We start from the raw sequence: 22,445 nt of genomic DNA on the forward strand, positions 1-22,445 counted from the left end.
CAGCCTCCGGTTATTGCAGTTTTGCCAGGCTTTCCATTACGGTTTCCAGCATGGCCTTATATTTTTCGCCTTTTTTGCGTTCTTCCTCTACCACGGCGGCGGGGGCTTTTTCCGTAAAGCCCTTGTTGTTCAGCTTGCCCTCTACCCGTTTGATCTCATTTTCCAGACGGGTCTTTTCTTTATTCAGCCGGGCGGTTTCTTTTTCTTTGTCTACCAATTCATCCAGCGGCAGAAGCAATTCCGCACCGGGAGCTGCTACCGAAACGGCGTTTTCCGGAACGCCGGAGTGGTCTTTTTGAATCAGAACCTCACTGGCAGATGCCAGTTTGGTGTAAAACGGAATGCCGGCGGTAAAGACGGCTTCCTTATCAGTGACGATATATAAGGTGGATTTCTTCGAGGGCGGAACATTCATTTCACTGCGAATGTTGCGCAGACCCTTGATGGATTCCATAATCATCTGCATATCTGCCTGTGCGGCTTCGTTTTGGAAGGCCGGATTGTATACGGGGAAAGCGGAAATCATAATGCTTTCGCCTTCATGGGGCAGGGCCTGCCAGATTTCCTCGGTGATAAAGGGCATAAAGGGATGCAGCAGCTTTAAGGTGTTTGACAGAACATAGGTCAGTACCTGCTGTGCAGTCTTGCTGTTTTCTCCGCCCTCAGAGAACCGGGGTTTTACCAATTCGATATACCAGTCGCAGAAGCTGTCCCAAATAAAGTCATAAAGCTTAGAAACCGCAATGCCCAGCTCGTATTTGTCAAGGTTCTCGGTTACTTCTTTGACCAGCTCATTGTATTCGTGCAGAATCCAGCGATCTTCCAGATGCAGGGCATCCGGTTGAGGGAGGGAGCAGGTGTCAATATCAAGATTCATCAGTACAAACCGGGAAGCGTTCCAGATCTTGTTGGCAAAGTTCCGGCTTGCCTCCACCCGTTCCATGTAAAAACGCATGTCATTGCCCGGCGAGTTTCCGGTGGCAAGGGTAAAACGCAGGGCGTCTGCACCGTATTTGTCAATAATCTCCAGCGGGTCAATACCGTTACCTAAGGATTTGCTCATTTTCCGGCCTTGGGAATCCCGTACCAGCCCGTGAATATAGACGTGCTTAAAGGGAACTTCTCCCATATGCTCAAGGCCGGAGAACATCATGCGGGCCACCCAGAAAAAGATGATGTCATAGCCGGTAACCAGCGTATCGGTGGGATAAAAATAAGCAAGTTCTTTGGTTTTTTCCGGCCAGCCCAGGGTGGAAAACGGCCAGAGCGCAGAGCTGAACCAGGTATCCAGCACGTCCTCGTCCTGTTTCATGCTGCCGCCGCATTTGGGGCAGATGGTGACGTCTTCTTTGGAAACCACCGTTTCTCCGCAGTCCTGACAGTAATAGGCGGGAATCCGGTGTCCCCACCAAAGCTGACGGGAGATGCACCAGTCATGCACATTCTCCATCCAGTGGAGATAGGTCTTGGAAAACCGATCCGGAACAAACCGGGTTCTGCCGTCAATAACGGCCTGCATGGCAGGCTCAGCCAGCGGCGCCATTTTGACAAACCACTGTTTGGAGGTAATAGGCTCTACGGTCGTGCCACAGCGATAGCACTGACCCACGTTGTGGGTGTGGGGAACCACCTTGACCAAAAGGCCCGCATCCTCCAAGTCTTTAACAATGGCTTTTCTGGCTTCATAGCGGTCCATACCCTCATATTTTCCGCCGAAGCTGTTGATGGTAGCGTCATCGTTTAATACTTTGATTTGTTCCAAGTTGTGCCGCAGGCCTACTTCAAAGTCGTTGGGATCGTGGGCCGGGGTGATTTTCACACAGCCGGTACCAAATTCCATATCCACATATTCATCGGCAATCACCGGGATCTCTCTGCCCACCAGCGGCAGAATCAGCATTTTACCCACCAGCGACTTGTATCTTTCATCGTCCGGGTGTACGGCTACTGCCGTATCGCCGAGTAAGGTCTCGGGGCGGGTGGTGGCAATTTCTACAAAGCCGCTGCCGTCCTTGAGCGGGTATTTGATATGCCAGAAAAAGCCGTCCTGCTCAGCATATTCCACCTCTGCGTCAGACAGGGCGGTGGTACAGCTGGGGCACCAGTTGATGATCCGGTTTCCCTGATAGATCAGACCCTTGTGATAGAGATTGACAAACACTTCTTTGACGGCCTTGCTGCAGCCTTCGTCCATGGTAAAGCGTTCCCGGTCCCAGTCGCAGGAACAGCCGATCTTTTTCAGCTGGTTGATGATGCGGCTGCCGAACTTTTCTTTCCATGCCCATACCCGATTTAAAAATTCTTCCCGGCCAAGGTCATACCGGGTCAGATGTTCATTGACCCGAAGGTCCTCTTCCACCTTGATCTGTGTGGCAATGCCAGCATGGTCCGTACCCGGAATCCAAAGGGCGTTATAGCCCTGCATCCGCTTGGCACGGATCAATATATCCTGAAAGGTTTCGTCCAGGGCATGTCCCATATGCAGCTGCCCTGTGACGTTGGGCGGCGGAATGACGATGGTAAACGGTTTTTTGCTCTCATCGACTTCTGCATGGAAATACCCTTTGTCCACCCAGTTTTGATAAATACGTTCCTCGACCTGTTTGGGGTCATAGGTTTTTGGCAGCTCTTTGCCCATAACAATTGCTCCTCTCTGTTTGCATCCTAACTTCCATTCAAAATGAACCTATATATTATACCATGGATACCCCACAGGTGCAAGTCCTTTTTGATTTTGCTCTGGAATTTCTAAACGGCGGGATAACATTCTTAAGAAAATCGTTGAAAAAGTTTAGAAAATATTTAGGTTTGTTTTAGAGAAAATATAAAACCCCGGTCTATAATAGGTATTGTCAGAAGGAAACAGAAATCGGACCGGTCGGTTTGAGCCTTGGGACAATAAGGCAGGCACAGCGGTGCCGGGGACATTGGCTCACAGTCTCCGCAGCCTGAAAAAAGTGAGCCGGAAAGGCGAGGAATCTCATGAAAGGATTTAAAAAACATAAGTATTTAAAAACAGCCCTTTGCTTTGGGGTGGGCGCAGTGCTATTGACCGCAGCGGCGTTTGCCAATTACGATAACGCGAGCGGTTACAGCGTCTGCAAGAACGCAGCCAAGCAGCTGCTTTTTGAAACCAATTTCAGTACGAATTATCAGGTTGCGGTCAAGCTGGACGGCAATCCGATAACGGAATCTAAGGGCGTATACCAGACCAACGGCGGCGGCAATCCGGCGCGGTATGATATGATGGAGAATGCCTATTATTATGAGCTGGGAGGCGAACCCAAAGTTTCGAAACGGGAGAGCATCCAGCAGGATGGTTTGAGCGTCTATGTTCACACCAATGAAGATGGAGAACAATACAGCAGCGCTAATAAAATTTATCCTAATATGGTAAACGGGGTAGAGGTCAACACCGATGACGGTTCCTTTATCGGCGGCGGCAGTGATATGGCAGAGAAAGCCATTACCTTTGGTGAGAAGCTGTGTGACACTTTGGTAGGGGATCTGAAAAACAGCATTATCCAGGTAGACTCTGCGGATGGCTTACGTACCTATCAGGCATCTTTGACCGGAAACCAGATGCCGGACTTGGTAGCATCAGGTGTTTCGCTGGCGGTATCTTCTATCAAAAATTCTGTGGAAGTTTCCAGAGAATATCGGGAAGAGAACGGGTCTGCTGCGGACTATCAGAGTATCGATGATATTTTGTATGACAGCATGTTTGCCGGTGGTGACCCGGTGATCGACAGTGCAAACGGCAGTATGACAGTGAACGAAAGCGGACTTCCGGTGCATGTAAACGGCAGTGTTTCCTTTACCGGTTTTGACGCACAGGGAAATGCTCATACCATGGAATTTACCCTCAATGCGGATTTCTCGGATTACGGCACTACTGCCATTACGCCTATGGATATTTACGCCCTTCCGGATCTGCGGATTTTTGACAGAGGGGATAGCACCTATGTTATTAATATGGAAGCTTCCGAGGAGGAGCAGGCGGAGATCCGTGCGCAGGCGGAAGAAGAGGCTTCTTACGGCAATACGGTTCGGATTATTGACCAGAACGGAAAGGAACTGGCTGTGATGAACGGCGGGGAAAATTCTGGGGCGGAATAATAAGAAAAGCAAAACAAAAACCCTTCCAAATATATAATGCGAAACAGAGCCAAATTTCGGCTCTGTTTTGCGGCGTACAGATAAAATGGCCGCAAGCGGCGGATTGGAGAGAGATATGGAGCATGTACTTGAAATCAGGAATTTAAAAAAGCTGTATAAAAACGGCCGCGGCGTGGAAGAAGTGAATCTCACGGTAGACCGGGGTGATGTGGTGGGACTGCTTGGCCCCAACGGTTCCGGAAAGACTACCACCATGCGGGTGGTGACTGGACTTTCCGTGCCAAATTCCGGCACAGTCAAAATTTTTGGCACAGAGATTCAGGAAGACCATGAAAAGGCGATGGAGAAGGTGGGGTGTCTGATTGAGATGCCTGCTCTTTATGGGAATTTGACGGCGTGGCAAAATTTGAAAATGGCGGCGCGTTATTATGACAATGTAGATAACGACCGGATCCGATATATTTTGACCCTGGTGCATCTGGATCGGTATCGGAATGACAAAGCGGGACGGTTTTCTTTGGGAATGAAACAGCGGCTGGGTCTTGCCCTTGCCCTGCTGTCGGATCCGGAGCTGGTGATTTTGGACGAGCCGGCAAACGGCCTTGATATTGAAGGAATTATTCAGGTGCGGGAAATTATTACCAAGCTTGCCGCAGAGCGTGGCGTGACCTTTTTGGTGTCCAGTCATATTGCGTCGGAACTAGAGAAAACCTGCAACAAGGTTGCGGTTCTGCATGAGGGCCAAATGCTGACCTTTGAGCCAATGGAAAAAGCGCTGGAATTCCAGCCCACGCTGGAGGATTATTTTCTGTTCGTAGTCCGGGAAAAGAGAGGGGGTGTCGTACTGTGAAAAAGTTTTTTGTTTCGGTAATCAACGAGTGCACCAAGCTGCTGCACAGGAAGAAGTATCTGGTATTTTTGCTGATTGGGATCGCCATCAGTCTGTTTAATGTTTTGGGAAAGACGGTGGTCGGCAGGCTGAGCGGCGGCAGCTTTAATATTTCCGGATCCAGTGCCCCTATGGCTATGATGACCCTGTTTATTGAATTTTTGATTCCGCTGGTTGTTATGATGGCGGTGTGCGATCTGTTCTCCACCGAATATCAGGAAATGACCATGAAGGCCGTTTTAATCCGGCCGGTAAGCCGGATTAAAATTTATGCGTCCAAATTGACAGCGGTGACCCTGCTTGCGCTGGTGTATTTGTTGGTACTGTTTGCGGCTTCCGGCGTTTTGGATTTGCTGATTGCGGGGAAAATCCGAAGCCTGGGTTACGCATTTTTTGCCTATCTTTTGGACATTGTCCCCATGTTTGTGGTTATTTTAATGGCGGCTTTTATCAATCAGATTGGAAAAGGCTCGACATTGGCCATGTTTTTGTGTATAATAGTCTATGGAGTGTTATACGTTGCAGGTATCTTTATTCCCAATCTGAGCGGAATGCTGTTTACCGGATACATGAAATGGCACAGCCTTTGGCTGGGGCATATGCTCCCTGTTGGTGCGCTCACGGCAAAAACCGCATTGCTGGCGGGATATGCACTGGTATTTTTCAGCGGCGGCTATTATTTATTCCTGCGGCGTGAGATTTAACAAAATGGTCCAAAGAAGGTGATCCTTTGTCCATTCAGCGGAAATTATTGATTTGTATGGTGGTTATGCTGGTGATTCCGGTGGCGCTGATTCTTTTGCTCTCGGTAATTATGATGGCAGCTTTTGCGTTGCTGCATCCCACGGTGGAATTGTCTTTAACCGATGGTTTGGAAATCTCTGACCCGGTGATTATGCGATTTTTGGTTATTTGGGCGGTCATGGCCGGAGCGGTGGTTATTTCCACCGGTGTCATTATTACTGCATATTTGTCTCACAGTATCCTGCGGCCTTTAAAGGAACTTAATACTGCTATGGAATATATGAGAAACGGAAATCTTTCTTACGAATTTACCGGATCTGCCGATAAGGAACTGCAGGAGCTCTGCAAATCATTTGAAGCGCTCCGGCTCAAGCTTCAGACCACGGTAAACGAAAACCTGGAGCGCGAGCAGGAACAGCGGATGCTGCTTGCAAACATTTCCCATGACATCAAGACCCCCATCACCTCCATACGAGGGTATGTGGAAGGAATCTTAGACGGCGTGGCGGACACGCCGGAGAAGATGGAGCGGTATTTAACTACGGTACGTGCCAAGGCGGACGCCATTGAGTTGATGGCGGACAATCTTTCCCTTTATTCCAAGCTGGAGATGAAGCGGGTGCTATATCATATGGAAAATACGGATATTTTTCTTTTCCTAAAAGAAGTGACAGAGGAATTTGCGTTGGATCTCCAGCACAGCGGGATGCGTTTGACCTATGATATTGCGCCAGAGGCGGCGCCGGGAAAACTGGATAAGGAAAAAATGCGGCGGGTATTTGCCAATCTGATTACCAATGCCATTAAATATAAAAAGCCAGACTGCGGCAGTCTTTGCGTCAGCGGCAAGCTTACGGCGCACGGCGCCATGATTTCTTTTACAGATGAGGGCACTGGCATTGCCCAAGAGGATCTAAACCGGGTATTTGAAGGTTTTTACCGGGGGGATCCGTCCAGGAACAGCAAAATTGAAGGAAACGGGCTGGGACTTGCTATCTGCCGGCAGATTGTGCAGGACCACGGCGGGAAAATATGGATTCGAAGCGAGAAAGGGCAGGGGACGGAAGTCATTCTTCTTTTGCCTTGCGCGGAAAAGAAAAAGGAAGGAGACGGGGTATGAAGGTTTTGATTATCGAAGACGACAAGAGCATTGCGGAGCTGGAGCGGGATTATCTGCAGGTGAACGGTTTTGAATGCGACATCGCCGCCGACGGCGAGAGCGGCTTGAAAATGGCGATGCAGGAGGATTATGCCCTGGTCATTGTGGATATTATGCTTCCCGGGCGGGATGGTTTTTCCGTTTGCAGCGAACTGCGCCGGGAGAAGGATATCCCGATTATCTTCCTTTCAGCCCGAAGCGAGGATATTGATAAGGTTCGGGGCCTGGGTCTGGGAGCCGATGATTATATGACCAAACCCTTTTCCCCATCCGAGCTGGTGGCGCGGGTAAAAAGCCATATTGCCCGGTATGAAAAGCTGGTCAGCAAAAACGCGGCAAAGAAATCCAATATTATTCAGGTTCGGGATTTAAAAATTGACAAAGAAGCCCACCGTGTCTATGTAGGTGGCAAAGAGGTCGCCATGCCGGTACGGGAATTTGAGCTTTTGCTGTTTCTGGCGGAAAATCCAAACATTGTTTTCAGCAAGGAACGGTTGTTTGACCGGCTGTGGGGTATGGATGCCATGGGTGACGTGTCTACGGTAACGGTACATATCCAGCGGATTCGGGATAAGATCGAGAAGAATTCGGCCGGACAGAAATACATAGAAACGGTTTGGGGTGCTGGCTATCGGTTCCGTATTTAAAGGAGGAAGAGAAAAAGACCAAAACCGTAACGATTCAGCCACTTCTGGGAGAAAAACTAAGACGATTTGAATAGATTGGAAGTTTTTCCATTTGGAATATCGAATAAAAAGACTGCCGCTGGTGTTTTTGCACTGGCGGCAGTCTTTTATATCAATATATTATAAAGCGTCAAACTTTGCTGCATGGCATATTCCACTGTTTTATAGGTGCCGCTTCTGCGGTGAGTCAAATAAAAGACACAGCGGCGGCTGTGGTCCACCATAAAACGGTTACGGCGCATCATACATCCACGGTCATAGCTTTCAGAAACATAATGCACGATGTCCGCTTGCTGCATAATTTGTTGGTAGAGCAATACATCTGCTGTTTTCCAGCCTTTGGTCTGTTCTTTGCATGGCAGGGCGAGAATCAGGCGGATGTGAGGAAATTCATTCCGCAGCGTTAGTATCGTACCGGCGGCAAGGGTGTCAAAGCCTCTGGCCCCTCCGGTTATAAAATCTGCGGATCCGTTTTGTATCAGGTCCCGGATTTTCAGTTCCAGTTTATGAACCAGCATATAAAGATCCTCGGTGGGAATTTCGCGGTGTCCGGTAAAACAGCAGGCAACGTCAGTTCGAATCATAATATCACCAAAAAAAGTATACTATACTGAATTACGCCTGTCAAATTATTTTAGTATAAAAATTTAATATATATTATTTTTTTTGAAGAAAATTTTAAATTAAATGGAAAGGAGGAAAAAAGTTGCACAAAATTTTAAACATTTTTTTTATTTTGGGTCATAGACAAAGGAAAAAGAAAAAAGAAGCTGTCATCATTTTGTAACACAAGATTTAGGGGAAAAGTCTTTTCGGCGTACTTTATCATGCGGTAGGGCAGGAAAAAATGGGGAAAAAAGAAACAAATAAAAATTTGGTAAAAACTCACAAAAAACAGGAGAAAACAAGGACTGCGTTTGAGAAAAAGGCCATTTTGCTTGATTTTTAGCCTCAAATATGGTATAATAAACACAGTCGTTTTGCGACAAGCGGCTTTCGCTTATGGTAAAAAATAGGCGAAAAAGACACAACTATGAGGTGATCATGAATGCACAAACGCAAAAGGTCAGTAGCAGTCTTGCTGATGCTTGCTCTGCTGATGCTTGCAGTTCCAATGCAGGTTTTTGGATTGGAATTTTCAGATGTACCGATAACTGCTTCTTATTATAAAGCGGTGGATAAATTGAGCAATGTTGGAGTGATTCAGGGCCGGGGCGACGGTGTTTTCGCACCGGGTGACAATACTACCCGGGCTGAATTTTGTGCGTTCCTTGCACGTGCCAACGGATATAACGCAAATTATTACACGCCCAAACCCCTTCCGTTTCCGGATGTGGATTCAGGCAGCTGGGCAGTACCGTATATCTCTTTTTGTTATGAAAACGGATACATAAATGGTATGGAAGATGGAACGTTTCGCCCCAATGATTATGTGACCAATGAACAGGCGGTTAAAATGGTGGTTTGTTCCTCCGGTGTGGGGGATGAATCTCTGGCGGCCGTTGGTCCTATGTGGTATTCAGGATATTTGAATGTAGCACAGAAGTATGAATTGCTCAATGGAACCAAGGTAAAGGTCAGCCAGTCAGCAAACCGTGCTTTTGTGGCGCAGGTAGTATATAACGCTATGCTGGTAACGGGAGAAGCAGAAGATAGTCCCCAGGATGCGATTTCCATGGGGAATGCAGCGGTAACGGAACCAACCCCAGTTTCTACGCCAAAGCCTACTCCGGTGCCAACGCCGGAACCCACCCCGGTACCAACCCCAGAACCGACACCGGTACCCACGCCGGTACCCACGCCGGAACCTACCCCGGTGCCAACACCGGTACCTACTCCGGTACCAACGCCGGAACCTACTCCGGTGCCAACGCCGGTACCTACTCCTGTACCAACGCCGGAACCTACTCCGGTGCCAACGCCGGTACCTACTCCTGTACCAGCCCCGGTACAGCCCAGCGGATCCGGACAATGGACGGTGGTGCTGGATGCCGGACATAACTATAACGGTACGGATACGGGTGCAGTTGGTAACGGCTTGAGAGAGCAGGATATTACTTATTATATTGCAGAAAAAGCCAAAACATTGCTGGAAAGCCGTGGATTTACGGTGATTATGACTCGAAACAGTGTGATGGAAAACGTATCTACAGAATCGGTCAGCGCAAGCTTAATGCGCAGGGCAGAAATTGCCAATAATGCGGGAGCGGATTTGTTCCTGTCCATTCATTGTAACGCCGGCGGCGGTACGGGAACCGAGACCTATTATTATAACGGTTCTGAAGGTGGAAAACAGCTGGCGTCACTGATTCAAAGAAACGTGGTTTCCAAAGTCGGTTTATCGGATCGCGGTGTGAAATCTGCAAGCTTTGCAGTTCTGCGGTATACTTCCATGGTAGCCGCTCTTCTGGAAACTGCCTTTATTGATACGGCGGCAGATGCGGCCGTGCTGCGCAGTGAGGACAGTCAGTGGGCATATGCGGAAGGAATTGCAAGAGGTGTTTGTGAGTATTTTGGCACAAGCTATTGAGTTATAGGGATAAGGAATAGAGAGAAAGGAGCGCTTCGGAACTTCGGGAATCCGGATTTTCGAAGTGCTTTTTTTGCATAAGAAGGAGGAGCAGTATGAAAAAACCGGAGCTTTTGGCGCCTGCAGGAAATTTGGAAAAATTGAAAAAGGCGTTGATTTATGGTGCAGACGCTGTATATATTGGCGGAGAAGAATATTCTCTGCGGGCGGCGGCGGATAATTTTACGGCGGAGGAGATGCGGCAGGGTGCTGATTTTGCCCATGAACGGGGAAAGAAGGTATATTTGACTGCCAATATCATTCCTCATAACCGGGATATGGATGAATATGCAGATTATTTGCATCTGGTGAAGGATACTGGCATTGACGCGGTAATCCTATCGGATTTGGGAATGTTTTCGGTCACTAGAGAGATTGCGCCGGAATTGGATATTCACATCAGCACCCAGGCCAATAATGTCAATTATCAAAGCGCCCGTGTGTGGTGTCAGATGGGAGCAAAGCGGGTAATTGTGGCGCGGGAGCTGTCTTTAGAGGAAATCAAAGAGATCCGCCAACGTGTTCAGCCGGAGCTGGAATTGGAGGCCTTTGTCCACGGCGCCATGTGTATTTCCTATTCCGGACGGTGTCTGCTCAGCAATTATATGACTGGAAGGGATGGCAACGGCGGAAAGTGCGCCCACCCATGCCGCTGGAAATATTATTTAATGGAAGAGCAGCGTCCCGGGGAGTATATGCCTGTTTTTGAAAATGAGCGAGGGACGTTTATTTATAATTCCAAGGATTTGTGCATGATTGAACATATTGATAAGCTGATGGAGTCAGGACTCACCAGCTTTAAGATTGAAGGGCGGGTTAAGTCGGAGTTTTATGTTGCCACGGTAATAAAGGCATACCGGCAGGCGATTGACGCCTATATGGCAGATCCAGAGCATTATGTTTTTGATCCCCAGTGGCTGGAAGAGCTGAAAAAGGTGAGTCATCGTGGCTATACTACCGGGTTTTATTTCGGAAAGGCAGATGCGTCTTCCCAGAATTATGCCAGCAGTTCTTATATTCGGGAATATGATATGGTAGGTGTGGTAACAGGCTATGATCCCAAGACCCAAATGGCGGCTGTGGTACAGAAGAACCGGTTTTTCAAAGGAAGCACTGTGGAGGTGCTGGGCCCGACCGGAAAGTTTTTTACGCAGACAGTGACGGAGATGCGTGCAGAAGATGGGAAGGAAATTGAAGTAGCAAACCGGCCGCAAAGCACGGTTTATATCAAGATGGACCAGCCGGTGGAGCCGGATGCATTCTTACGGAAGAAAAAAGGTATGGATTAAAAAAAGGGACTTTCGCCTGTGCTTTTTTGCACAAGCGAAAGTCCTGTGTTTTTTGTGTATTGATGTTACATCGCAGAGGCCAGTGCGGCGCCTATGATGCCGGCATCGTTAAACAGGGTTGCAATTTTCAGCTGTGTCTGCGGAATATCCTTGCAGTAGGTATATTTATCAATGTATTGTTGAATGGGCTTGAGCATATAGTCGCCTTCCCGGCTGATGCCGCCGCCGATTACCAGTACATTAGGCTGGAAAATATTAATCACACTGGAGATACCATCTGCCACATATTCAAGATAAGTATCGACTACCTGTTGTGCTGCCGCGTCGCCTTCCTTGGCGGCTTCAAAAGCGGTTCTACCGCTGACGGAACCATTTTCTTCGGCTTTCTTTCGCATCAGGCTGTCGGGGTTTGCCTTGATGGCAGCTTCCGTTTGACGGATCAGTGCGGTTACGGAAGCATAGGCTTCCCAGCAGCCTTTTTTTCCGCAGGTGCAGTATTCGCCGTTGTGAACCAGAGTAAAATGCCCAATTTCACCGCCTGCGCCGTTAAAGCCGCGGTATATTTTTTTATCCAGTACAATACCACCGCCTACACCGGTGCCCAGTGTAATGGCAAGAAAGCTTTCTGTGTTGTCGCCGTTTACAATATATTCTCCGTATGCGGCCGCGTTGGCGTCATTTTCCACTGCCATAGGAATATCTGGATAATAGGTTTTCAGTTCTTTCACCAGAGGAACATGGTGCCAGTCCAGGTTGTTCGCATATACAATTTCGCCATTGGTACTGTCAATGGTTCCGGGGCTTCCAACCCCAATTCCCTGAATATCCGCCATAGTATAGCCGGCGTTTTCTGTCACCTCTTTGCATAATTCAGCCATATCCCTAATGATTTCCTGATAAGGGCGTTTGGCATTTGTGGGACGGGAAGCTTGAGCGATAACGCTGGGGGTATTATCTACCAGACCCACCGCAATATTTGTTCCGCCTAAATCGATTCCAATAAACATTTCATTTCCTCCATTGCAATAATTTCACATATGGCTATTATACTTCTTTTGCCTGGGTTTGTAAAGTTCTTTATTTGCTTTTTCTTTTCTTTTTGTAACAGTATGGGAGGAATACATAAATTTTCCTAATTTGCTTCATACTATATGCGAGGTGAGGGTATGGGAATTGTTGTACTGCGTACCATAGTGATGTATATTTTTGTTGTTTTGACACTGCGGCTGATGGGAAAGCGGCAGATTGGAGAATTGGAGGCATCGGAGCTGGTGGTTACCATTATCATCTCCGAAATCGCGGCAATGCCTATTACCAATACCGGCGTGCCGCTCAGTACCAGTGTGATTGCCATTTTGATTCTCATGATTTTAGAGGTGGTTTTGTCTGATCTTGCTTACCGAAGCATGGGGGTCAGAACGTTGCTTTATGGCCGGCCCAGTATGTTCTTTCAAAAAGGAAAGCTGCATCAGCAGGAAATGAAGCGGCAGAGGTTCAATGTGGCCGATTTAATGGAGGAATTGCGGAACAATGGGGCGGTCAGTTTGTCACAGGTAGATTATGTCATGATGGAAACCAACGGAAAGGTCAGTGTTATCTTAAACGCCGAAAGTAGTCCGGTCACGCCGCCAGATTTACAGCAGAAACCGGAACCGGTACGGATGTCCTATGTGATTGTGGACAATGGTACTCTGGTTCGCACAAATTTAAAAAGGCTTGGGCTGAATGAGGAGTGGCTGTATAAACAGCTGAACAAAGAGAGGCTAAAGCATTGGCGTGAGGTTTTTTATCTGAGCTTTGAGCAGGACAGCGGTAAGGTGGTACTCATACCGAAGGAAAAAGGAGGCAAAAAGCGGTGAATCGTATGGTGGCAATCATTTGTATTTTTGTTTTGCTGGTTGGGTTTATTGGTTTTCATTTTTATCAGATCCGAAAGCTGGATAAGGATGTCAGTAGAATATGCGAGAATATAGAAACCCGGTTTGATGAAAATAATTGGCAGGAGATACAGAATCAACTGGATCAATTGCAGCAGAGGTGGAACAAAAGCCGGTTTTGGGCCTGCCTTACCATTGACACAGCTCAGATAGAGGAAATTGAAATTTCCATGCGGCAGAGTATGAAATATGCCCAGATTGGAGCCCGGGAGGATTTTATTGGTGAATTTATTATGCTTCAGATGCAGATGAAGCATCTTCCACATCAAGAGGGATTTAGTATCGAAGAGCTTTTATAGCTTCTTGACATTTACTTTGGTCTGTGTTAAGGTAAAAAATAAAGGGGGCGGGCAAATGAATCTTTTGATCAGCGGCTGTCTGTTGGGACTGTGCTGTAGATATGACGGAAAGGAAAAACCTTTGCCGCTGGAGCAGATCCGGCAGCTGCAAAGCCGGTTTCATTTGATACCTGTATGTCCGGAGCAGCTGGGGGGGCTGACCACGCCCCGGCCGCCGGCAGAGCGCAGAGCTGGACGGGTGATGGCTTCAGACGGCATAGATGTGACGATGCAGTATCAAAAGGGGGCAGAGGAAGCGTTGAAAATGGCGCGATTGTTTTCATGTGATTTTGCTTTGCTCAAGGAACGCAGCCCCTCCTGTGGCTTTGGCAGGATTTATGATGGCAGTTTTAGTAAGAATTTGACAGATGGAAACGGTACGGCGGCAGACCTGCTTTCTCAAAATGGAATCCGGATTTTTGGGGAAAGCCAGATAGAGATGCTTTTGTCTAGCCGGAACCAGATGGAGCAGAAATAGAGAAAAGCGAAAGATAAGGTGTGGCAACATACATAGAAAAATTTTGGCGGTGAGAATAATGCCGCTTTTTCAACGAAAAAAAACGTGCGAGCTCAAAAAGCCCGCACGTTTTTCAATTTATGCAAATTTTTGCCAGTACCCCAAAATAAAAATGAAAATTACGATCAGCGGAAGAATATAACTGACATAAAAGCGGAGCCGTGCAGGGAACTTGAGTCCTGTTCCGGTATTGGCTTCTTTGAGGAAATTTTGAAATCCCCAGCCATAACGAGTCGTACAAAACAGCAGAAAAACCAGGCTCCCCAAAGGCAGAAGATTGTTAGAGAGAATAAAATCTTCCAGATCCTGTATGGTGGTTCCTTCTCCAAAGGGTGCAAAACCGCTGAGAAGGTTAAATCCAAGCAGACAGGGCAGGGAAAGCAGTGTCACTAAAACGGCATTGATCAGCACTGCTTTTTTCCGGCTCCAGTCAAACATATCCATGGTACAGCTGAGAATATTTTCAAATACCGCAATAATCGTGGAAAGGGCGGCAAAGCTCATGAAAAGGAAAAACAGGGATCCCCAGAGACGGCCGCCGGCCATCTGGTTAAAGATGTTGGGAAGGGTCACAAAAACCAACCCGGGACCCTCGCCCGGATTGACCTGAAAGGCAAAGCAGGCGGGAAAGATAATAAGTCCGGACAAAAGCGCCACCACAGTATCTAAAATACAGATGTTCAGGGATTCGCCCAAAAGCGCCCGTTCCTTACTGATATAGCTTCCGAAGATGGACATGGCGCCGATGCCCAGGCTCAGGGTGAAAAAGGCTTGACCCATGGCGGCAAAGACTGCATCTGCAAATCCATTTTCCCACATTTTTTGAAAATCAGGCACCAAATAAAACCGGATCCCTTCCATGGCGCCGGGCAGTGTTACGCTCCGGATACAAAGCACAAGAAGAATCAGGAAAAGGCAGCTCATCATGATTTTGGTGATCCGTTCCACTCCTTTTTGCAGTCCCAGACTGCATACGCCAAAACTAAGAATCACTGTCACAAGCATCCAGAACAGCATATAGCCGGGCTGGCCCAGCATGGAAGTAAAAACACCGCCCACTGCTTCTGCGGAGAGACCGGAAAATTCGCCCATGGCGGTTTTGACCGTATAAGCAAGCATCCAGCCGCCGATGGTGGTATAGAACATCATCAGCATATAATTTCCCGCCACTGCTACATAGCCTGCCCAGTGCCATTTTGTGCCCTTGGGTTCCAGGACGTGATAGCTTTTGGCAATGGATTTCTGGCTGGCACGGCCCACTGCAAATTCCATGACCATGATGGGAAGTCCCAGAATGGCCAGAAAAATAAGGTAGATCAGGACAAAAGCCGCGCCGCCGTATTTTCCGGTAATATAGGGAAAGCGCCAGACGTTCCCCAGTCCTACGGCACAGCCCACTGAAATGAGGATAAATCCCAGACGGGAAGAAAACCGTTCTCTGTTTTTCATACATAAACTCCTTTGTTAAAAAATTTTTTAAGATCGTTTGACCTGTGCAAACTGACTGTTATACAGCCGGGAATAAAAGCCGTTTTCGGCAAGCAGCTCTTCGTGCCGTCCTTGTTCGATAATGTGCCCATCTTTCATTACTAGAATCTTGTCGGCTTCCTTAATAGTAGAAAGCCGGTGTGCTACAATAAAGCAGGTGCGGCCCTGCATCATTTTGGTAAAAGCCTGTTGCACCCGCAGTTCAGTTCGGGTATCAATGGAGGAGGTGGCCTCGTCCAGAATCAACATCTGGGGCAGGCATAACATGGCCCGGGCAATACACAAAAGCTGTTTTTGCCCTTGGGAAATGTTGTCCCCTTCCTGAGAAATCATGGTATCATAGCCTTGGGGCAAACGACGGATAAATCCGTCTGCATATGCGGCTTTGGCCGCAGCAATGATTTCGTCAGTGGAAGCATCGGGTTTTCCATAAGAAATGTTTTCCCGTATCGTTCCGGTTTTCAGCCAGGTATCCTGCAGAACCATGCCAAACTGCCGGCGCAGGCTCTGTCGGGTAATGTTCCGAATTGGAATCCCGCTAATCAAAATTTCGCCTTGGTTGGTGTCGTAAAAACGCATCAGAAGATTGATCAGAGTGGTTTTCCCGCAGCCGGTGGGGCCTACAATCGCAATACGCTGTCCCTGGGATACGGAGAGGTTAAAGTCCTCAATCAGCGGTTTTTCAGGGGTATAGGAAAAATAGACGTGGGATAGCTTTACGGTCCCGTCTGGATCGGTCAGCACCTTGGCATCCGGTTTGTCCGGTGTTTGCGCTGGCTGTGTGATCAGGTCAAATACCCGCTGGGCCGAGGCAAGGGCGTTCTGGAGTTCGGCGACCACGCCGGAGATTTCGTTAAAGGGTTTCGTATACTGGTTGGCATAGGTCAGGAAGCAGGAAAGCTGTCCAACAGAAAGTCCGCCTGCCAGCACGGCAAAGGCGCCGGCAATTCCCACCACGGCATAGACCATACTGTTAACGAACCGCGTACAAGGGTTGGTCAGCGAGGAGAAAAATACGGCTTTTTGGCCGTACTGTCTCAGCCGTTCGTTGATGACCGCCATACGTTGCTCGGCATCGTCCTCATAGCCAAAGGCTTTGACAACCTTGGCGTTTCCTACCATTTCTTCTACCAGAGAGGTCATATCGCCCCGTGCCTCAGATTGTTTTCCGAACATATAGTAGGTGCGTTTGGTGATAAAAGCGGAAACAAACAGAGAGAGCGGGGTAATCAACACCACGGCCAGTGCGATTTTAAAATTGACAGAGACCATAAATCCCAGTGTTCCTAAAATGGTAATCACACCTGTAAATAATTGAGCGAAGCCCATGATCAATCCGTCAGAAAACTGATCGGTATCGGTGGTGATCCTGCTGATGATGTCGCCGTTTTGATGGCTGTCTGTAAAGCTGAGCGGAAGTTCCTGCAGCTTGGCAAATGCCTGGGTGCGCATATCATTTACCACATTAAACGTAATGCGGTTATGCACCAGATTCATCAACCATTGACTCAAGCCGGTGAGGGCAACTACCACCCCAATTTTCCATAAAATAGGAATTAAACCGTTAAAATCAACTTTTCCCGGAGCGACAATCAGGTCAACCCCGTCTCCGATGAGAACAGGGGCATATAGAGTGAGAGCCACGGTGACCGCCGCCAAAAACAGAGAAAGGATAAATTGCCCCCGGTACGGACGAATCAGATGGATCACCTGAAGAAGGGTCTCTTTTCTTTTGTCTTTTGCGTTCCGATTCATGCCTGCTTCACCTCCTCCTCAGAAAGCTGGGAAAGACAGATTTCCCGGTAGACCGGACAAGTTTGAAGCAGCTGGTCGTGTGTTCCGATACCGGCGAGCTTCCCGTCGTCTAAAACCAGAATACGGTCTGCGTTGCGTATGGAAAAGACCCGCTGGGAAACCATGAAAACGGTAATACCTGAGGTTTTTTCAGCAATAGCCTGCCGGAGCTTGGCATCTGTAGCAAAATCCAGGGCAGAAGCGCTGTCGTCCAGAATCAGGATTTCCGGATTCCCCACCAGAGCTCTTGCAATGGTCAGCCGCTGTCTCTGGCCGCCGGAAAAATTCTTTCCGCCTTGGGCTACCCAGGCATTGAGACCGCCTTCTTTGGAATCTATGATTTCTTTTGCCTGGGCGATTTCCAGCGCCCGATATATTTCTTCATCGGTGGCATCTTTTTTTCGCCACTGCATATTTTCCCGGATGGTCCCCCGGAAAAGTACGGCGCTTTGAGGAACAATCCCCAGCTTGCCACGCAGCTGGGACAGGGGATAGTCACGCACGTCCCGGCCGTCAATGAGGACAACTCCTTTTGCAATGTCATAAAACCGTGGAATCAAACTGATAAGCGAGGTTTTGCCTGACCCGGTGCCGCCAATGACTCCAATGGTTTCGCCGGGCATGGCAGTAAAGGAAATATTTTGCAGTGCAGGTTCCGGAGAGCCTTGATAGAAAAAGTCAATGTCTTTCATTTCCACCTTGGGAGCGCCGGGAACCGGATTTTGCGGCTGGTTCCCCTGATCGGTCATGGATGGTGTAAGTTCCATAATTTCGTTGACCCGGGCGGCGGAAGCCGTGCCGCGGGTAAAGGTAACAATCAGCTGGGCAAAAGCAATCAGGGCAAGCAGGATTTGGGTCATATAGTTTACCAGTGCAATGACCTCCCCCTGGGTAATCCCGCCCTGATTGACTACACTTGCTCCTTGCCACATGACCAGGATAATGGCGGCATTGACCAGTACATAGGTCAGCGGATTCATCAGTGCAGAAACTTTTCCGGCCAAAATCTGCAGTTTTTTCAGCTCCCGGTTGGCGCCTTGAAAACGTTCCTGCTCTTCATGCTGTCTGGAAAAGGCGCGTATTACCCGAATGCCGGTGAGGTTCTCCCGCGTAATCAAGGAAACATTTTCCAGTTTTTTCTGCGCTTTCTTATAGATGGGGATGCTGGTGCCCATGACCAGATAAATGACCAGTCCAAGAACGGGAACGGTTATCGCGAAGATACAGGCAATCTGTACGTGTATGGTAAAAGCCATGATCAGTGCTCCGATGACAATAAAGGGGGAGCGCAGAAAAAGCCGAAGCGCAAGATTCACGCCGGCTTGGGCCTGATTGATGTCAACTGTGATCCGGGTAATCAGGGAGGAAAGCCCAGCGTGATCCAGTTCGGAAAAGGACAGGCGGTTGATATGGGCAAACATATCCCGACGCAGTGCAGTACCGAAGCCAAAGGCGGCCTTGGCGGCGTAATACTGCGCGGTGACCGAGGCGCAAAGGCCCAAAATTCCAAGAAGAACCAAAATCCCTCCCATAGAGAGAATATAACTGATGTTTCGGCTTTGAATCCCAGTATCAATGATGGCGGCCATGATAATGGGAACAATCAGTTCAAGGCAGGCTTCTAATAGTTTAAATAAAGGGCCTAAAATACTTTCTTTTTCATATCCCTTTAAATAAGGCAGTAATTTTCGCATAATTTTTTTCTATCATCTCACTTCAAAATTTAATAAAAAGTATTGTATCATATATTCCCCTGTGAATCAATCCAGAAGAAGAATTTTTTAAAAAATATTTGTCTTTTTTTTCACATATCTGTGAATATTCTGTTAAGAAACACGGAGAAAAGTTGAAAAAAAAGCAAAAGTGTGGTATACTTACTTCGTATTGCCTGAAAATGTCCTGTTTTTTGGCAAAAAAATCATTTTTGAGGTGAATATCAATGAAACGTGTTTTAATATGCGTCCTGGCTGTTATGCTGGCGGCGGGCAGTGTCATAACGCCTGCGTTTGCCTATGATCCCAGTGATTGGGCGGTCAGCGCAGTGGAGGGCGCCATGAGACTCAGTATTATTTCTGAGGAATATTCTCAAAAACCGTATCAGGATCCGATCAGCCGGGGAGATTTTATTAATGTGGCGGTCAATTTATATGCTACCATAACCGCGGAAAATGTATCTACCCATTCTAAGAATCCGTTTTTAGATACCAACGACCCATTCCCCAATATGGCGTATTATGCAGGATTGGTCAGCGGTGACGGGGAAGGACATTTCTTTCCGACCGGGACACTGACCCGGCAGGAAATGTGTAAGATTATTACCAGCCTGCTTGATGCGGCGGGTGTATTAGGCCCTTACTTCCCATCAGAGAATGTATTTGAAGGAATGCCGGATGCGGGAGATATTGCGCCTTGGGCACAGAACCATGTAGCATTTATGCTGGATAACAATTTGATGGCTGGGGATTATGAAACGGGAGCGTTTCGTCCTAATGACAATGTGACCCGGGAAGAAGCGGCGATCATTGCATACCGGTGCTTTATTGCTTACGGTCGGGATTTTGACGGACAGATTCAGACAGCGCTTCGTCAGACCCGGGATTCCAAAGGGAATACGATTCAAACCTTGATTAAAACCATTACGCTGAGCAGCGGTGCTACGGTGGCGTTGGCCAATGCTGATGACCCCAATGCGCCGGACATCAACCAAACCTTGGCTTCAAATCAGGGAGGCAGCGGCTCAGCAGGTTATGCCCCCAGCGGGACACCGCTTCAGGTTCCTGATGAGAATGGACTGTATCGGCTGAAGACCTATTCAGAAACGCTGGCATCTGGCGAAGCGGCCGAGAAGGAGGCGCGGGTATTTGGAGATGGAGGTAAGTATACCTCTGCGGAAGAAGCCGATGCACATATGACTGAGGTGACAGTGAAGGTGTGGAAGCTGGATGATTCCGGTAATCCCTATGCGTCCACTTTGACCTTTAGGATCAATTCGGTGCTGAAAGATGACGTTATTGCCATTTTTGATGAAATTTATAATTCTCCTGTCAAAGCACCGCTTAAGGATGTGACAGCGTATGGCTGGAGAAACGCTATGTCCAGCGGAACTTATTCCGATCATAACTATGGGACAGCGATAGATCTTAATTATAATGAAAACTACTGTATTTATCCCAGCGGCGCAGTGGTAGGCACCTTCTATGATCCGGCTTCTTCGGTATATTCTTTCCCTGAGGACGGCATTGTAGTCCAGACCTTTGCCAAATATGGCTGGCTTTGGGGCGGTAATGCCTGGGTAAGCGGCACGGTGGATCATATGCACTTTACCTATCTTGGCAAATAAATAAAGTATAATAAAACGACCCCAAGGGCAAATTTGTCTTGCCCTTGGGGTCGCTTTTTATGCGGTAGTTATTTATGATTCAGCATTGTCGGTCATCAGTTTTTCTCTTTGGTCAATGGGAGTATAAGGAAGTCGTTTTGCAATGGTCTTATAAGCGGGACGGATAATCTTGTTGCTTGTCATGACCTCTTCGATCCGGTGGGCACACCAGCCCACAATACGGGACATGGCAAACAGGGGGGTGTATAATTCCTGGGGCAATCCCATCATCTGATACACAAATCCGGAATAAAAATCCACATTTGCACAGATGTCCTTTTCCAGCCCTTTTTCTTCCAGGAAGGCGCGGGGCGCCAGCCGCTGTACCAGGTCGTGAAGGGCAAATTCCTTCTGATGGCCTGTCACTTCGGACAGTTCCTTCGCTTTGGCCTTCAAGATCCCGGTACGGGGATCTGAAATGGTATATACGGCGTGTCCCATACCATAAATCAGGCCTTTGCCATCTCCGGCTTCTTTACGCAGAATTTTTTTCAGATAGGCAAGAACCTCATCTTCGTCTTCCCAGTTTTTCACGTTGGCTTTAATTTCACTCATCATAGACAGCATTTTGTCATTCGCCCCACCATGTTTTGGCCCTTTTAGAGATCCTACTGCCGCAGAAATGGCGGAATAGGTGTCAGTGCCGGTGGAGGAGAGGACGTGTACTGTAAAGGCGGAGTTGTTTCCGCCGCCGTGCTCGGCTTGCAGGATGAGCGCCAAATCCAGTATCTCCGCTTCCAGCGGGGTATAACGGTTATCTGGGCGGATCATATATAAAAAGTTTTCCGCCGCAGAAAGGGTCGGGTTTTGATTGTGAAGAACCAGGCTTTCGCCGTCAAAATAGTGACGTTTACAGCTATAGGCATTGGCTACCAGTACGGGAAACCGAGCAATCAAATCAAAGCTCTGCCGAAGTAAATTGGCAACCGAAATATCATCGGGATTGTCATCATAGGAGTACAGAGCCAGCACACAGCGCCCCAGTTTGTTCATGATATTTTTGCTGGGCGCTTTAAAAATCATGTCTTCGGTAAATTCATACGGCAGATCCCGGCGGCTTGCCAGCACTTGAGTAAATTGATCCAGCGTTTCCCGGTCGGGCAGAAAACCAAACATCAGCAAGAAGGCGGTTTCTTCAAAGCCAAACCGATGTTCTTTTTGGCAATTTTTTACAATATCTTCCACGTCAATACCACGATAGCGCAGTTTTCCCTCTACTGCGGCCTTATTGCCTTCGTCCATGACATAGCCGTGCACCTCGCCTATGGTGGTCAAGCCAGCCAGCACACCGCTGCCGTCAGCATTTCTCAGGCCCCGCTTTACGTTGTAGTCACTGTAATAGTGGGAAGGAATGGAATTCCATACCGAATTCTGCTGGTGGATGAGATTAATATAAGCCTGGATATTGGCTTCTACCGTTTGCCGTGTTTGACTTGATTCATATCGATCCATAGAAAAACCCCTCTCTTGTTGAATGCCTGTTTGCTCCATCGGCTTATCAAGCGAATTGGATACAAACGTTAACTTTTATTTTACC

At 48.0% G+C, this 22,445-nt stretch carries 18 protein-coding genes; 11 read left to right on the forward strand and 7 right to left on the reverse strand.

What is annotated here, in order from left to right; all coding sequences use genetic code 11:
• Window positions 1–10: 10 nt before the first annotated feature.
• Window positions 11–2,638 (reverse strand): valine--tRNA ligase, encoded by a 2,628-nt coding sequence (locus INF28_RS07085; RefSeq protein WP_226392766.1) that lies wholly within the window; start codon window positions 2,636–2,638, stop codon window positions 11–13.
• A gap of 344 nt (window positions 2,639–2,982) precedes the next feature.
• Here INF28_RS07085 and INF28_RS07090 point away from each other — a divergent pair, with 344 nt between their 5' ends.
• The 5 genes from INF28_RS07090 (at window position 2,983) to INF28_RS07110 (ending at window position 7,558) form a co-directional block, all read left to right on the forward strand.
• The gene (locus tag INF28_RS07090; protein ID WP_226392767.1) at window positions 2,983–4,119 is read left to right on the forward strand and encodes a hypothetical protein; all 1,137 of its coding nucleotides are present in this window, start codon (window positions 2,983–2,985) and stop codon (window positions 4,117–4,119) included.
• A 67-nt stretch (window positions 4,120–4,186) separates the two neighbouring features.
• Window positions 4,187–4,969, forward strand: coding sequence for an ABC transporter ATP-binding protein (locus INF28_RS07095; protein ID WP_404815153.1), 783 nt, complete (start codon window positions 4,187–4,189; stop codon window positions 4,967–4,969).
• Window positions 4,966–5,712 carry an ABC transporter permease gene (locus tag INF28_RS07100; RefSeq protein ID WP_226392768.1) on the forward strand — a complete coding sequence of 249 codons (747 nt, stop codon included), beginning with the start codon at window positions 4,966–4,968 and terminating at the stop codon, window positions 5,710–5,712. Before INF28_RS07095 ends, INF28_RS07100 begins: the two co-directional genes overlap by 4 nt.
• A 26-nt stretch (window positions 5,713–5,738) precedes the next feature.
• Complete coding sequence (locus INF28_RS07105; RefSeq protein WP_226392769.1) at window positions 5,739–6,872, forward strand: sensor histidine kinase; 1,134 nt, start codon at window positions 5,739–5,741, stop codon at window positions 6,870–6,872.
• Entirely contained in the window at window positions 6,869–7,558 is a 690-nt protein-coding gene (locus INF28_RS07110; RefSeq protein WP_226392770.1) for a response regulator transcription factor, read from the forward strand. The genes INF28_RS07105 and INF28_RS07110 overlap by 4 nt, the downstream gene beginning before the upstream one ends.
• Window positions 7,559–7,704: 146 nt before the next feature.
• Here INF28_RS07110 and INF28_RS07115 read toward each other — a convergent pair whose 3' ends face one another.
• Window positions 7,705–8,181, reverse strand: coding sequence for an SLOG family protein (locus tag INF28_RS07115; RefSeq protein WP_226392771.1), 477 nt, complete (start codon window positions 8,179–8,181; stop codon window positions 7,705–7,707).
• Window positions 8,182–8,645: 464 nt separating this feature from the next.
• On the opposite strand from INF28_RS07115, the gene INF28_RS07120 reads away from it, so the two are divergent.
• Together INF28_RS07120 and INF28_RS07125 are read left to right on the forward strand one after the other, a co-directional pair.
• A complete protein-coding gene (locus INF28_RS07120) occupies window positions 8,646–10,127 on the forward strand; it encodes an N-acetylmuramoyl-L-alanine amidase (protein ID WP_226392772.1) in 1,482 nt (493 codons plus the stop codon).
• 95 nt (window positions 10,128–10,222) lie between these two features.
• Window positions 10,223–11,455, forward strand: coding sequence for a peptidase U32 family protein (locus INF28_RS07125; RefSeq protein WP_226392773.1), 1,233 nt, complete (start codon window positions 10,223–10,225; stop codon window positions 11,453–11,455).
• 65 nt (window positions 11,456–11,520) lie between these two features.
• Here the strand turns inward: INF28_RS07125 and INF28_RS07130 are convergent, their stop codons facing one another.
• On the reverse strand, window positions 11,521–12,462 hold the full coding sequence (locus INF28_RS07130) for an ROK family protein (RefSeq protein WP_226392774.1): 942 nt from the start codon (window positions 12,460–12,462) through the stop codon (window positions 11,521–11,523).
• Between the two features lie 159 nt (window positions 12,463–12,621).
• Here INF28_RS07130 and INF28_RS07135 point away from each other — a divergent pair, with 159 nt between their 5' ends.
• From INF28_RS07135 to INF28_RS07145, 3 genes are read left to right on the forward strand one after another with little or no spacing between them, the layout of a single operon-like run.
• Window positions 12,622–13,314 (forward strand): DUF421 domain-containing protein, encoded by a 693-nt coding sequence (locus INF28_RS07135; protein ID WP_226392775.1) that lies wholly within the window; start codon window positions 12,622–12,624, stop codon window positions 13,312–13,314.
• Window positions 13,315–13,319: 5 nt separating this feature from the next.
• On the forward strand, window positions 13,320–13,691 hold the full coding sequence (locus INF28_RS07140) for a DUF4363 family protein (protein ID WP_226392797.1): 372 nt from the start codon (window positions 13,320–13,322) through the stop codon (window positions 13,689–13,691).
• A gap of 55 nt (window positions 13,692–13,746) precedes the next feature.
• Window positions 13,747–14,208: a DUF523 domain-containing protein gene (locus INF28_RS07145; RefSeq protein ID WP_226392776.1), complete on the forward strand. Its 462-nt coding sequence runs from the start codon at window positions 13,747–13,749 to the stop codon at window positions 14,206–14,208.
• A gap of 117 nt (window positions 14,209–14,325) precedes the next feature.
• On the opposite strand, the gene INF28_RS07150 is transcribed toward INF28_RS07145, so the two are convergent.
• Genes INF28_RS07150 through INF28_RS07160 form a run of 3 tightly spaced genes read right to left on the reverse strand, consistent with a single transcriptional unit; the run spans window position 14,326 to window position 19,223 of the window.
• Entirely contained in the window at window positions 14,326–15,696 is a 1,371-nt protein-coding gene (locus INF28_RS07150; protein WP_226392777.1) for a sodium-dependent transporter, read from the reverse strand.
• Between the two features lie 27 nt (window positions 15,697–15,723).
• Complete coding sequence (locus INF28_RS07155; RefSeq protein WP_226392778.1) at window positions 15,724–17,490, reverse strand: ABC transporter ATP-binding protein; 1,767 nt, start codon at window positions 17,488–17,490, stop codon at window positions 15,724–15,726.
• Entirely contained in the window at window positions 17,487–19,223 is a 1,737-nt protein-coding gene (locus INF28_RS07160) for an ABC transporter ATP-binding protein (protein ID WP_226392779.1), read from the reverse strand. Before INF28_RS07160 ends, INF28_RS07155 begins: the two co-directional genes overlap by 4 nt.
• Window positions 19,224–19,468: 245 nt before the next feature.
• On the opposite strand from INF28_RS07160, the gene INF28_RS07165 reads away from it, so the two are divergent.
• On the forward strand, window positions 19,469–20,869 hold the full coding sequence (locus INF28_RS07165) for an S-layer homology domain-containing protein (protein WP_226392780.1): 1,401 nt from the start codon (window positions 19,469–19,471) through the stop codon (window positions 20,867–20,869).
• A 72-nt stretch (window positions 20,870–20,941) separates the two neighbouring features.
• On the opposite strand, the gene INF28_RS07170 is transcribed toward INF28_RS07165, so the two are convergent.
• Window positions 20,942–22,360: a citrate/2-methylcitrate synthase gene (locus INF28_RS07170; RefSeq protein ID WP_226392781.1), complete on the reverse strand. Its 1,419-nt coding sequence runs from the start codon at window positions 22,358–22,360 to the stop codon at window positions 20,942–20,944.
• Window positions 22,361–22,445: the final 85 nt, after the last annotated feature.

The sequence above is a fragment of the Ructibacterium gallinarum genome (assembly GCF_014982785.1).
Classification (GTDB): domain Bacteria; phylum Bacillota; class Clostridia; order Monoglobales; family Monoglobaceae; genus Ructibacterium; species Ructibacterium gallinarum.